Below are 14,149 nucleotides of genomic sequence, written 5' to 3' on the forward strand. Positions count from 1 at the left end.
TCTATTTCTTATAATAGATAACATTTCAAAACATTTTTTTAATGTGATGCCAGAAGATAATGCTCTTAAATTCGCTTTTTGTATAATAATACCATCTGCTACCGGATCTGAAAACGGAATACCTAATTCCAAAGCATCAGCACCATTTTTAATTAATGTTTCTATTATTTTTAATGATATTTCTGGAGAAGGATCTCCTAACGTAACAAAAGGTATAAAACAACCTTCTTTTTTAAAATTTAATTTATCAAATAGTATTTGATAACGATTCACTTAACATTTCTCCTTTTCTAAAATATTACTGACAGTAAAAATATCTTTATCACCACGACCTGAAAGATTTACAATTAACAATTGTTCTTTGTTAGGATTTCTTTTAATTAATTTTAAGGCATAACCCAAAGCATGTGCGGATTCTAAAGCTGGTATAATACCTTCTTTTTCAGATAAAGTTTGGAAAGCTGTTAGTGCTTCTTGATCTGTGATAGAGACATATTTCGCACGACCGACATTTTTTAACCATGCGTGTTCAGGACCTACTGAAGGAAAATCTAATCCAGCAGAAATAGACCATGATTCTTTAATTTGACCTTCTTTTGTTTGAATCAAAGGAGCTTTCATACCAAAATATATTCCTATTCTACCTAATTTTAAAGCAGCTCCATGTTGATCTGTTTCAATTCCTTTTCCTGCTGCTTCTACTCCTATTAAATTAACTTTTTTTTCATGAATAAAACTAGAAAATATACCAATGGCGTTTGATCCTCCTCCAACACACGCAATAATTGCATTTGGTAATCTTCCCTCTTCTCTTAAAATTTGATTTTTCGTTTCTTTTCCTATGATACTTTGAAATTTTTTTACTATGGTAGGATAAGGATGAGGTCCAGCAGCAGTTCCTATCATATAATGTGCTTTCGGATAATTTTCAGCAAAATCACGTAAAGATTCGTTACAAGCATCTTTTAAAGTTTCGGAACCATTCGTTACCGGTATTACTTTCGCTCCCATTAATTTCATTCGAAATACGTTTGGAGACTGTCTTTGATAATCCTTTTTGCCCATATATATTCTGCATTTTAAACCTAATAAAGCAGATGACATAGCTGCAGCTACTCCATGTTGACCAGCTCCTGTTTCTGCAATAATTTCTTTTTTTTTCATTTTTATTGCTAATAAGGCTTGTCCTAAAACTTGATTAGTTTTATGAGCTCCTCCGTGTAATAAATCTTCTCTTTTTAAATAAAGACGTGTTTTAGTTCCTTTTGTTAAATTTTTACATAAAGTAAGAGCAGTTGGTCTACCTGCGTAATTTTTTAATAAATTGTTTAAAGTAGTTTTAAAAATAGGATCATGACTAGAATCTATAAATGCTTTTTCTAACTCGTATAATGCAGGCATTAGTATTTGAGGAACGTACATACCGCCAAATTCACCGAAATAAGGATTTAATAAAGACATATTTTATTTCTCTTAAATTTTTATTAAGAATAATTTCTTAAAGAATGAAAAACAGAAAATATTTTTTTAGGATCTTTTTTCCCGAAATTATCTTCTATACCTGAATTAAAATCTAATCCAGCACAACCTAATTGAGAAGCATAGACACAATTTTTAGAATTTAATCCACCAGCTAAAATGACGTTACTGAGATTGCAATTTGCCAATATTGACCAATTGAAGCTTTTTCCACTGCCTCCTTCTAAATTATCGAATATATAATAACTAATATTTTTGAAACTATAATTAGGCACAACATTTTTAATACTACATGATTTCCATATTTTTATTTCATAAGGTAATTGATCTCGAAGTTTATTAATATAATTTTGATCTTCATTCCCATGTAACTGTACAGCTTTTAAATTTAATAATGTAGATATAGATACAATATAACGTATATTTTCATTTCTAAAAACTCCAACATAATATAAATTGGCTGTACCGATAATTTTAATAGCTATACTTTCTCGAACATAACGTCGAGAACTTTTCACAAAAATTAATCCACCGTAAATAGCTCCATTTTTTTTTGATATTTCTGCATCTTTTCCTCTAGTTAACCCACAAACTTTATTGTCACCCATAATAATTCTACGAATGGCTATGTCTAAATTTTTTTGTTTCATTAATGATGAACCAATTAAAAATCCATGCACTAATTTGCTTAAGTTACGAACTTGAGAATAATTACAAATTCCTGATTCGCTGATAATTTTTATATTTTTTGGTACTAAAGGAGCAATGGATCTAGTTCGATTAAGATCTATTGAAAAATCGTGTAAATTTCGATTATTAATGCCAATGACTTTTGCATTTAACAAAATTGCACGATTTAATTCTATTTCATTGTTTACTTCGGTAATTATTCCCATGTTCATATCTGTTGCAATTTTAGAAAGAATTTTATATTGTTCATTATCTAAAATAGATAACATTAGCAAAATGGCATCAGCTTGATAATAACGGGCTAAATATACTTGATACGGATCAATAAAAAAATCTTTACATAATACAGGTTGAGAAACCATTGATCGAACTATTGATATAAATTCTAATTTTCCATTAAAATATTGTTCATCAGTTAACACAGAAATTACAGAAGCATATTTTTTATAAATATGACAAATGTCAATAAGATTAAATTTTTCCCTGATTATTCCTGACGAAGGAGAAGATTTTTTACATTCTAAAATAAAAAATGGACGAATATTGTTTAATGATTGATAAAAATTTCTATCAGTTTTTTGTATTTTTTTTTTAAAATCTTTTAATGGTTGTTTTTTTTTATGTATATTTAACCAAATAAATTTATCTTTTACAATTTCTTGCAATATTGTATTTTGCATAATTTTTCCAATTAATAAGGGATATTAATTTTTTATACGCTTTTCCACTACGAATAATTTCCAATGCATACTGTGCATTTTCTTTTATATTTTCATGTCCAAATATTTTTAATAATATTGCTACATTTGCTGCTATCGTTTCTTCATGTGCTAAATTACCACGTCCTTGCAATATTTTTTTTATAATATCACAGTTTTCTTTCGAAGAACCGCCTTTTAATGCGTTTTGTGAATGAGAATGTAATCCAAAATCTTTAGCTGATATTTCATATGAAATAATTTTTTTGTTATTTAATTCAGATATATATGTATTTCCAAATAACATTATTTCGTCGTTGCCACCACTGTGTAATACAATAGCACGTTTATAGTCTAGTTTTCTTAACGTTTTTATCATAGTTGAAACGAGTGGTTTATTGTAGACACCAATCACCGTTAATGGAGGTTTAAATGGATTGAGCAAAGGACCTAAAATATTAAATAAAGTTTTTGTTTGTAATGTTTTTCTCACTCTTATGGCATTTTTAAACACGGTATGATATTGCGGTGCAAATAAAAAACAAATGTTAAATTCATCTAACATTTTATATGATTGTTCAGATGATAGAGTATAATTAATACCTAATTTATCTAATACATCTGATGAACCGGATCGACTAGATATTTTAGAATTACAATGTTTTGCAATTTTTAATCCGCATGTTGCAGCAACAATAGCGCTTACAGTTGATATATTAATGGTGTTATTTTTATCTCCACCAGTGCCAACTATGTCAGAAAAATCATAATTGGGTTTGACAGGAAAATCTATTTCTTCTAAACATGCACGTATGGCTCCAGATATTTCATCTGATGATTCTCCTCTTATTTTAATAGCAATTAATAAAGATGCTAATTGAACATTATTTATTTTTTTTTTAATGATATTTTTAAACAAAATATAACTTTCTATATTACTTAATAACTTTGACTCATATATTTTTTTTAAAATTTTTTCCATATTAATATCCTGCATTAATATACTATATTGAGAATAGAAATAAAATTTTTTTAAAATAAAATAAAATTTATTTATACATAAAATTTTTGGAATATTGATATATTAGATTAATTGTAATTTATGTATTTTAAATTTAATATATATAAAATATGTATCTTATAATTATTTTCATATAATATATTTATTTCAATTGATTTATATTTTACATATTCGTTTATAATAATTACAATTATATTGAATATATATATAAATATCTATTTATGATATATTGAGTAATTAAAATAATTTCTTATTTTTAATTACCCATATCGTAATTTAATCTATCAATTTTTTATTGATTTTTATTAATATAAGATTATTTAAATTTCATTTTATAATGATAGAATTTATTTTCTACAGTATTACATAGTGATTACTATGTCAAAAAAACTATTTTTAATATATATTTTTAGATTAATAAAATTATTCTTATTAAGCAAATATATTATAAGTTTAATAATGAATAGAAGTATTCTTCTATTTTTATAAAATATATATTTTTATTAATTAGAGATACTTCTATGAGAAATATTATAATAATAACATTATTTTTTTTAGTTTCTATCACGTGGGGTACTACTTGGGTAGCAATGAAGATTGTCATAGATACTATTCCTCCTTTTTTTGCTACAGGAATGCGTTTTTTATTGGCGGCACCTTTATTAATTATTATGGCTTACTACAGTAATAAACCGTTACTCTTCCCTCCAGGGGAGAGATATTTTCAATTTTTTATTTGTATATTTTATTTTTCTATTCCATTTTCATTGATGTTATATGGTGGATTATACGTTAATGCATATGTGTCTTCTATAATTTTTTCAAATATGCCTATTTTTATTTTAATTACTTCTTTTTTTTTATTGAAAAAAAAAATATTTTTTTTACAAAAAATAGGATTAACGATAGCTATAATCATTCTTATTTTTATTTTATTTAATGCAGTGTGCATTATACATGATTGTCAATTTAAAGGAATTGTTGCATTGATATTAGCAGTAATTAGTCATGCTATCATGTACGTAAAATGTAAAAAGAAATCTTATAACGTGTCTGTCTTGACATTTAATGCATTACCTTCGTTAATATCTGGTGTAATTTTATTAATTTTAGCTTGGTTTTTTGAACATCCAGTTATTAATAATTTTTCAAAAATGTCAATTTTAGCAGTAATTTATTTAGGAGATTTCTCTGGAATATGTGGTATATTATCTTATTTTTATTTACAAAAAAAAGTGAATTCTTTTCATGCTTCTATTGTATTTTTAGTTTTTCCATTTATTGCTACTATTTTAGATTATTATATTTTTGAATGTAGCGTTCCTATTAATCAATTATTATTAACAATTCCATTAATGTTTGGTATATTGTTAACTTTGATTCCGAGTAAAATGAAAAATAATATTTAAAATTATTATTTTTAATATAATTTGTTAAATTAATATTATATACGATATAGAATTTATGTTGATTGAAATTAAAATTAATTAAATGTTAATTTTTCGTAAAAATGCATTAGTTAAATATTTTACTTTTCAAAATTTTATAAAAAATATTTTTTAATAATATTGTTAATACTTTGATTTTAAATTCAATATATAAAAATTCTATTTTAAAATAATGTTGTTAATATCACTTTTAATTAATGAGTTAAATATGAATGAAAAAATACAAAAAATATTGGCTAATTCAGGTTATGGATCTCGTCGTCATATCGAAAAAATGATTAAATCTAATCTTATTTTTGTTAATGGAGAAAAAGTTAAGATTGGTCAACGATTTTTTAAAAAAAATATTCAATCGTTAAATATTCATAAAAATTTTTTTTTGTTTAGTAAAAAAAAAACCGCGTATACTAATTTATTATAAACCAGAAGGTTATATTTGTACTCATAATGATCCTAAAAATCGTATTACAGTTTTTGAAACATTACCAGTATTAAAAAATACTAAATGGATCATGGTAGGTAGATTGGATTTAAATAGTTGCGGTTTACTCTTATTTACAACTGATGGGGAATTAGCTTATCGTCTTATGCATCCAAAATTTAATATTGTAAGAAAATATGCAGTTCGTATATTCGGAAATATAGATGATAAAAAAATAAATCGATTAAAATTAGGAGTATATCTTAAAGATGGATATGCAGTTTTTAAAACTATTGAATTAAAATCTAATAATGCTAAAAATAAATGGTTTATAGTATCTTTAACAGAAGGTAGAAATCGTGAGGTAAGAAGAATATGGGAAAAAGTTGGAGTTCAAGTTAATAAACTAATTCGTATTAGTTATGCAAATATTATTTTACCTCCACATTTATCTCCTGGATCATGGATGTATCTTAAGGAAAATTTAGTTAATGATTTGTATAATTTAATTCAATTAAAATATAATTAATTTTTAAAATTTAAAATTATGTTTTTATAACATAAAAAACATATTAAAATATAATATAAGTGTAGAATATATGAATTTTATCTTGAATTATGGACTTTTTTTAGCAAAAAATATTACTGTATTAGTGACAATATTAACTATTATGATTTTTTTTACGCGTATGTTACATCGTAGAAATCAAGAGAAAGGAGATTTTAAATTCACTTTATTAGGGGAAAAATATGAAGATATAAAAAAAAATATACTTTTTTTAAAAATGACACCTTATGAAAAAAAAATATGGTATCAAAACAATAAAAAAAAACAAAAAAAAGAAATGATAAACAATAAAAAAAAATATATTGCAAATAAAAAAATGTATTTAGAAAAAAAAATGCCAACATTATATATTTTAAATTTTAAAGGAGATGTGAATGCAAGTGCAGTTAGCAATTTAAGAGAAGAAATATCTGCTATTCTTACAGTTGCAGAAAAAAATGATGAAGTATTATTAAGATTGGAAAGTTCTGGTGGAATTGTGCATGGTTATGGTTTTGCTGCTTTTCAATTGCAAAGATTACGTCAAAAAGGAATTTACTTAACCATTGCAATAGATAAAATTGCTGCCAGTGGAGGATACATGATGGCTAGTGTTGCTGACCATATTATAGCTGCTCCATTTTCTATTATTGGATCTATTGGAGTTGTTGCACAAATTCCTAATTTTAATAGAATATTAAAAAATAATAATATTGACGTAGAATTACATACAGCGGGAAAATACAAACGTACTTTAACTTTATTTGGCAAAAATACTCAAGAATCACGAGAAAAATTTTGCAGTGAATTAGATATCACTTATAATCTCTTTAAAAAATTCATTCAAGAAATGAGACCGTCTTTAAATATTGATTCTGTTGCTACAGGAGAGTATTGGTTTGGCTCTCTTGCGTTAAAAAAAAATCTTGTAGATAGTATTGATAATAGTGATGATTTTTTAATTTCAAAAAAAAATACGTTTACTTTATTAGAAATAAAATATGTATCAAAAAAAAATATTATAGGTGATATTATTAACAATATCGTGAAAAATGTGTTTTCAATGATTGTCAATAAATAATATTTTTATATTAATTTTAAGGTTTATTACATTAAAATTGATTTAATATAAAATATTAAAAATTATAAAATTTAAAAAATATAATTTTATATACATAGTTAATCTTTATTAATGCTAAATTGACTAGATTGATTATCAACTAGTATTTACTAAAATTATATTTAATGAGAATTAAAAAAACGAATTATATTAATATATATATTAATTTAGATAAATAAAAAACGATGTACGTTCATTTTTTATGAACAAAAGGAAATTATTTATAAAAATCAGTATTTATAGTAAAAATTAGATCACTAAATATGTTATTTTATAGATTAAATCTCATTTATATTAAAATGTATAAAACTAAGGAAGACAGATTAAAAAAAATTTTTTTATTAAAAAATTGTAAAATATTAACATAAATAATTAAATTATTAAAACAAATATTTTTTATATCAGTGATAATTCTATATTTATAAAATATAATTTTAAAAATGAATAAAAATAAATTTAAAATATATATTTTTTAAAATGATTTTAATTATTTATCAAATATAAAAAATATAAAATCTGTGTAAATTTTATATGAAATTTATAACAGTATTTTTATTTTTTATAAGAGAACGTTTTATGAAAAAATAGTTCATTTTTATTGAACATATATTCAATAAAAATTAAACTATATAGATGTTTTCTCCGGTCGTTTAGATATTATTTAGAATTAATTTATTTTAAAAAAAGAAAAATTTGGTATAATATAAAGTATAGATGCGATATTAAAATTAGAGTAAATTTTTAATTTATAATTGATTATATATGTTATATATAATAATGGTATGTTAATAAATGTTAAATATGTTTTAAAAATACGTTAAATTTAATAAAATGTATTTTAATCATATATTGTCTTTTTTTCTAATTTCTGATAGAAGTGCTCTTAAAAATTTAGAATTTCCGCTTACCAATGATGTTGAATTAAAATAATTAAAACATTTTCCTGTTAATTCACTAACAATACCTCCTGATTCTCTAATTTGTAATTCTCCAGATATAATATTCCGTGGTTTAAAAGAAAAATTACATACACCATCTAATCTACCTGCTGCTAGATAAGCTAAATCCAGTACGCTAGAACCAGAAGATATAAAACGTATACTTTTCGAAAGTAATAATTCTATTGTTTTAAAATAATTTTTTTTTTCATTTTGTTCTTTCATAAAAAAATTCATTCCTATTTTACTGTTACTTAAAGAATTTACATCTGAACATCTCATTCGATAACCATTCAATTGAGCTCCTTGTCCTCTAATAGCGGTAAAAAGTTCATTTTTTAGAGGATCATATATCACAGATATTACAGTTTTATTTTTAATAATAATGGATATTGAAAGACAAAAGTGTGGAAATTTTTTTTCAAAATTATTGAGTCCATCCAAGGGATTAATAATCCATGTAACATGGTTTTCTTTAAAAGAGTTGTTATATTTTGTAGTACAAATGAAATGATTAGGATATGCTTTATAAATAATGTCTGTCATTATTTTGTGAGTAGTTTGTACAATCTTACTCATTGTGTTCTCTTTATGATTTTTTTTGTTTGCTACAAAATTTTTTTGGGTATCATATTTTTGAATTATTATACTTCCACCTTTTCTAGCAGCACGTACTGCAATATTTAGCATAGGATACATTTTTTCTACTTTTTTGATAAAAAAAAACATAAATATAATGATAACATATTAAATGTTAACATTATCGAATAAATTTTTATAACGTTTATTTTTAAGAAAAAATTAAATAATTGATATTGATTAATTCAACATTTTATAAAAAAATAAATTTTACTTATGTAAAAAATGGGAAATATAATATGGATAACAATTTACATCAATTTGAGAATATTGATAATAAAATTAATTTATTAAATTTACATTATCATAAAATGTGTAATTTTTTTCTTTCTATTGGAGAAAAAAAATTTTGTGCAGATCAGATGATGAATTGGATTTATCGTGAATACTGTGATGATTTTGATAAAATGACTAATATTAGTAAAGTTTTAAGAAAAAAATTAAAAAATATATGCGTTATTAAAGCTCCCCGCTTTGTAGAAGAAAATTTGTCTGTTGATGGTACTATAAAATGGAAAGCAGCAGTAAATAACAATTTAATAGAAACAGTTTACATTCCTGAAAAAAATCGTTCTACATTGTGTGTCTCTACTCAAATAGGATGTATTTTGGGATGTAAATTTTGTTCTACCGGACAAATTAAATTTAGAGGTAATTTAAAAGTTTCAGAAATAGTTGGTCAGATATGGAATGCTATCAGAAGAATACGTTTTAATCAATCTAAAAAAAAACGTCCTGTTACTAATATAGTTTTCATGGGAATGGGAGAACCTTTATTAAATTTAAAAAATGTAGTAAATTCATTAAAAATTATATTAAACAATTTTGGTTTTAACATATCAAAAAATAAAGTTACTATATCTACAGCAGGTATAGTACCAGCTTTAAATAAATTAAGTAGTATGATTGATGTAAATTTAGCTGTTTCTCTTCATGCTCCTAACGATTTGATTCGTAATCAAATAATGTCAATTAATAAAAAATATAATATTCAAAATCTATTACGTGCAGTTAATCGTTATTTAAGTGTATCTAAAGCAAATCGAGGAGGTGTTACAATAGAATACGTTATGTTAGATCATGTTAATGATGAAATTATTCATGCTGAAGAATTAGCCTTGCTTTTAAAAGAAACACCGAGCAAAATTAATTTAATTCCTTGGAATGTTTTCCCAAACTCTATTTATAAAAGTAGCCATCCTAAAAGAATAGAAAAATTTGCTTCAATCTTGACGAAAAAAGGATTTTTTACCATTATTAGAAAAAATAGAGGAACAGATATTAATGCAGCTTGTGGGCAGCTAATTGGTAAAATTGTTTAATCCAAAAATAGCTTTACAAATCAAAAAAAGATAAATTTTCAAATCGAAATATTAATTTAATTTAAAATATGTATTAATATATGAATATAAACATAAAATAATTTTATGTAATAAATTAATAAAATTAATTTTTATGGAAAAAAAATTATTTAACATAATAATTTAAAATTATTTAGTAGATTTTATCTATGTTGAAAAAATAATTAATGATAATTTATTTGTATTTTTTTGATTAATTATTAATTTTTAAATATCGGTATTAAATGAATAAAATATGTACTTATTTCCTTAAGTAAATCAACATATAAAAATATATAATCTTAATTTTAAAAATTAAAATTAAAATATTTTTAAAATTTAAAAAATAAGGGGTTTGTTCAATTAACTATCACGAAACATAACGTTGATATTTATAGCAATTTTAAAACATAATGATGCAAAAAAATGAATAATTATTTAGTTTTGATTCAAAAAATAAATTTAATCGACAGTCAATATACAAATATAAATTTATTAATTATCGTTATCTATTAAGTAAAATATTTTATTTTCTAATTTGCTTTTTCTAATATGTTTTTTAGATTTTTTTCTAAGAAAATAGATTAATTTTTTATGAATTTAACTAAAATATTGATCCTAGCATATTGAATTCTATTTTTTGTTCTCTATTTTTGATATAAAATTAATAACGTTAATGTAGCATAAAAATTTAAATAACATCTAATTTTTTAAATAAAAATAGTTTTTATATATTAATATTAACAAATAATAAAATGTTTATAATAATAATGTATTTTAAACATTTAAAATATGATCTAAAATTATATGGAAAAAATAAATATTCAAAAAATTAAATTGATATATAAAACTTATATTTATTTTTTTATCATTATATATGATATAATGTTTTTTTTTAAAATTAATATTTTATCATACAATAAATCATTAATCATTTTAAAAAATTAAAGAGATATTTTTTATGAACATAAAAAATGAATCTATAAGAGGCATGCATGATTATTTACCTAAAGAAATAATGATTTGGAATCATGTTGAAACTATTCTTAAAAAAATTCTATTTAGTTACTGTTATAATGAAATTCGTTTACCTATCTTAGAATATGCTACATTATTTAACAATACAATAGGTAATACAACAGATATAATCACTAAAGAAATGTATTCCTTTGAAGATCGTAATAAAAAAAAAATAACTTTGCGACCAGAAGGTACTGTTAGTTGTGCTAGAGCAAATATTCAACATAAATTGTTAAATAATAAAGAACAAAAATTGTGGTATTTAGGTCCTATGTTTAGATATGAACGTCCTCAAAAAGGAAGATATCGACAATTTTATCAAATGGGAGTTGAAGTGTTTGGTCTTAAAGGACCTGATATAGAAATGGAATTGATCTTATTAACATCCCGTTTTTGGAAAAAATTAGGTATAGATAAATATTTGATTTTAGAAATTAATTCTATAGGTTCTATCAATATTAGACATAAATATAAAAAAGATTTAATAAATTTTTTAAAAAAAAATAAATCACAATTGGATGATGATTCTAAAAAACGTTTAGATACAAATCCCCTTAGAATTTTAGATAGCAAAAATCCATCCATACAAATTTTATTAAAAAATGGACCTAAATTGTATCATTATCTTGATGAAAACTCTTCTATTTTTTTTAAAAAATTATGTTGTTTTATGTCTGATATTGGAATCCCTTACACTATTAATAATAATTTAATTCGAGGATTAGATTATTACAATGATACCGTATTTGAATGGAAAACAAATAAATTAGGTTCACAAAATACTATTTGTGCTGGAGGTCGATATGATAAATTAATTGAACAATTAGGTGGTCCAAAAGTTCCTGCTGTTGGTTTTGCTGTCGGAATGGATCGCTTAATTTTATTGATAAAAGAAGTTACATCTTTAATTTTACCTTTTTCCATAGATGTATATATTCTTATTTTTGATGATTCTTTTAAATTAGATGCGATAAAATTAAGTGAATTCATAAGAAATCAATTACCTGCATTAAAAATAATGACCAACTTTCATGAAATCAATATAACTAAACAATTTCGTTTAGCCAACAAACATAATTCTCGAGTAGCATTACTATTAGGGCCTAAAGAAAAAGAAAAAAAATCCGTATTAATGAAAGATTTAACTAATCAAACACAAAAAATAGTATTAAGAACTGAATTAATTAATGAACTTTCTTTTTTATTATAAAATATAATTTTTACTCATATATTTAATTCACATAAATATTAAATTAAACATTAAATTTTTATATTATTAATTCAACATAAAATTTATATTTTTTAAAAAAATATTTTATATATATTTTATAAAATAGAAATATGCGTTCTTAATTTCATAATTCTTCAATTTTATTATTACATGGTAATATTATTAAATATTTTTTATTATATATAATTGATGTTGTTATTTAAACAAATATAATTTTTAAAAACAGGATAATTAATGTTAAAAAATAACTTGACAATTGCGGAATATGATCCAGATATTTGGACATTTATAGAACAAGAAAAATTGCGTCAAGAAAATCATATTGAATTAATAGCTTCAGAAAATTATGTTAGTTCATATGTCATGCTTGCGCAAGGTTCACAGCTCACGAATAAATATGCAGAAGGATATCCTGGAAAAAGATATTATGGAGGATGTCATAATGTTGATTTAATAGAAGAATTAGCCATAGAAAGAGCAAAAACATTGTTTAATGCTGATTATGCTAATGTACAACCGCATTCTGGATCTCAAGCTAATTTTGCAGTATATCATGCTTTATTGAAACCAGGAGATTTAATATTAGGGATGGAATTATCCCACGGAGGACATTTAACTCACGGTTCTTCTGTAAATTTTTCTGGAAAATTATATAATTCGATTTCATATGGTATTGATATAAATGGTGAAATTGATTACTTACAATTAGAAAAATTAGCAAAAAAAAATAATCCTAAAATTATTATTGGTGGATTTTCAGCATATTCTGGATTATGCGATTGGGAGAGAATGCGTTATATTGCAGACAGTGTTAATGCTTATTTACTAGTTGATATAGCTCATGTTGCTGGTTTAGTCGCTACGGGATTATATCCTGATCCATTGAACCATGCACACATTGTAACATCAACAACTCATAAAACTTTAGCAGGTCCTAGAGGTGGTTTAATATTAATTAAAAATGGAACTACGGATTTATATCGTAAAATAGATTCTTCCGTATTTCCAGGTATTCAAGGAGGGCCTTTAATGCATGTAATTGCAGCTAAAGCAATAGCTTTTAAAGAAGCAATGGAACCATCTTTTAAAAAATATCAAATTCAAGTTTTAAAGAATGCACAATGTATGGTTAATACATTCATCAAACATAGTTATAAAATAATATCTAATAATACTTATAATCATCTTTTTTTAATTGATTTAACCGATAAAAATATAACAGGAAAAGAAGCAGAATTAGCTTTAGGTTCAGCTAACATTACCGTAAATAAAAATAGTATACCGAACGATCAAAAAAATCCTTTCATTACTTCAGGTATAAGGATAGGAACGCCATCTATTACTCGTCGTGGTTTCAAAGAACATGAAGCAAAAAATTTATCCTATTTAATTATAAAGATACTAAATAACATTAAAAATAAAAATAAAATAAAAGAAATAAAAGATCATATTTTAAATATATGTAAAAAATATCCAGTATATTTATAACCTTTGTAAACACCATCTTGCGGATGGTGATCCTACATTAATATAAAATTTAATATTAAAAGTGATCAA

The 14,149-nt window shown here is 23.3% G+C and carries 12 protein-coding genes; 7 read left to right on the plus strand and 5 right to left on the minus strand.

Annotation, left to right across the window (positions count from 1 at the left end; genetic code table 11):
* The 4 genes from trpA to trpD form a co-directional block, all read right to left on the minus strand.
* Positions 1-273 (minus strand): tryptophan synthase subunit alpha (trpA, locus tag LDP10_RS01875; RefSeq protein WP_265197047.1); only part of this gene is annotated, 273 nt, incomplete at its 3' end.
* Positions 274-1,461: a tryptophan synthase subunit beta gene (gene trpB, locus LDP10_RS01880; protein WP_265197048.1), complete on the minus strand. Its 1,188-nt coding sequence runs from the start codon at positions 1,459-1,461 to the stop codon at positions 274-276.
* Positions 1,462-1,484: 23 nt separating this feature from the next.
* Positions 1,485-2,849 carry a bifunctional indole-3-glycerol-phosphate synthase TrpC/phosphoribosylanthranilate isomerase TrpF gene (gene trpCF, locus LDP10_RS01885; RefSeq protein ID WP_265197049.1) on the minus strand — a complete coding sequence of 455 codons (1,365 nt, stop codon included), beginning with the start codon at positions 2,847-2,849 and terminating at the stop codon, positions 1,485-1,487.
* The gene (trpD, locus tag LDP10_RS01890; protein WP_265197050.1) at positions 2,812-3,849 is read right to left on the minus strand and encodes an anthranilate phosphoribosyltransferase; all 1,038 of its coding nucleotides are present in this window, start codon (positions 3,847-3,849) and stop codon (positions 2,812-2,814) included. The genes trpCF and trpD overlap by 38 nt, the downstream gene beginning before the upstream one ends.
* A gap of 560 nt (positions 3,850-4,409) precedes the next feature.
* On the opposite strand from trpD, the gene LDP10_RS01895 reads away from it, so the two are divergent.
* The 4 genes from LDP10_RS01895 to sohB all read left to right on the plus strand — a co-directional run bounded on the left by LDP10_RS01895 (position 4,410) and on the right by sohB (position 7,385).
* Positions 4,410-5,297 (plus strand): DMT family transporter, encoded by an 888-nt coding sequence (locus LDP10_RS01895; protein ID WP_265197051.1) that lies wholly within the window; start codon positions 4,410-4,412, stop codon positions 5,295-5,297.
* A 247-nt stretch (positions 5,298-5,544) separates the two neighbouring features.
* Entirely contained in the window at positions 5,545-5,757 is a 213-nt protein-coding gene (locus LDP10_RS03570; RefSeq protein WP_265197052.1) for a S4 domain-containing protein, read from the plus strand.
* A gap of 43 nt (positions 5,758-5,800) precedes the next feature.
* Positions 5,801-6,286, plus strand: a complete 486-nt coding sequence (locus LDP10_RS01905; protein WP_265197069.1) for a pseudouridine synthase — start codon at positions 5,801-5,803, stop codon at positions 6,284-6,286.
* A 70-nt stretch (positions 6,287-6,356) separates the two neighbouring features.
* Positions 6,357-7,385, plus strand: a complete 1,029-nt coding sequence (gene sohB / locus LDP10_RS01910; protein ID WP_321160496.1) for a protease SohB — start codon at positions 6,357-6,359, stop codon at positions 7,383-7,385.
* 881 nt (positions 7,386-8,266) lie between these two features.
* Here the strand turns inward: sohB and LDP10_RS01915 are convergent.
* Complete coding sequence (locus LDP10_RS01915; RefSeq protein WP_265197054.1) at positions 8,267-9,061, minus strand: inositol monophosphatase family protein; 795 nt, start codon at positions 9,059-9,061, stop codon at positions 8,267-8,269.
* Positions 9,062-9,240: 179 nt separating this feature from the next.
* Here LDP10_RS01915 and rlmN point away from each other — a divergent pair, with 179 nt between their 5' ends.
* The 3 genes from rlmN to glyA all read left to right on the plus strand — a co-directional run bounded on the left by rlmN (position 9,241) and on the right by glyA (position 14,080).
* Positions 9,241-10,323 (plus strand): 23S rRNA (adenine(2503)-C(2))-methyltransferase RlmN, encoded by a 1,083-nt coding sequence (rlmN, locus tag LDP10_RS01920; RefSeq protein ID WP_265197055.1) that lies wholly within the window; start codon positions 9,241-9,243, stop codon positions 10,321-10,323.
* 979 nt (positions 10,324-11,302) lie between these two features.
* Positions 11,303-12,571: a histidine--tRNA ligase gene (gene hisS, locus LDP10_RS01925; protein ID WP_265197056.1), complete on the plus strand. Its 1,269-nt coding sequence runs from the start codon at positions 11,303-11,305 to the stop codon at positions 12,569-12,571.
* 255 nt (positions 12,572-12,826) lie between these two features.
* Positions 12,827-14,080 (plus strand): serine hydroxymethyltransferase, encoded by a 1,254-nt coding sequence (glyA, locus tag LDP10_RS01930; RefSeq protein WP_265197057.1) that lies wholly within the window; start codon positions 12,827-12,829, stop codon positions 14,078-14,080.
* The last annotated feature ends 69 nt before the right edge of the window (positions 14,081-14,149 follow it).

The organism is Buchnera aphidicola (Pemphigus obesinymphae) (assembly GCF_026122815.1).
Classification (GTDB): Bacteria; Pseudomonadota; Gammaproteobacteria; order Enterobacterales; family Enterobacteriaceae; genus Buchnera_C; species Buchnera_C aphidicola_BJ.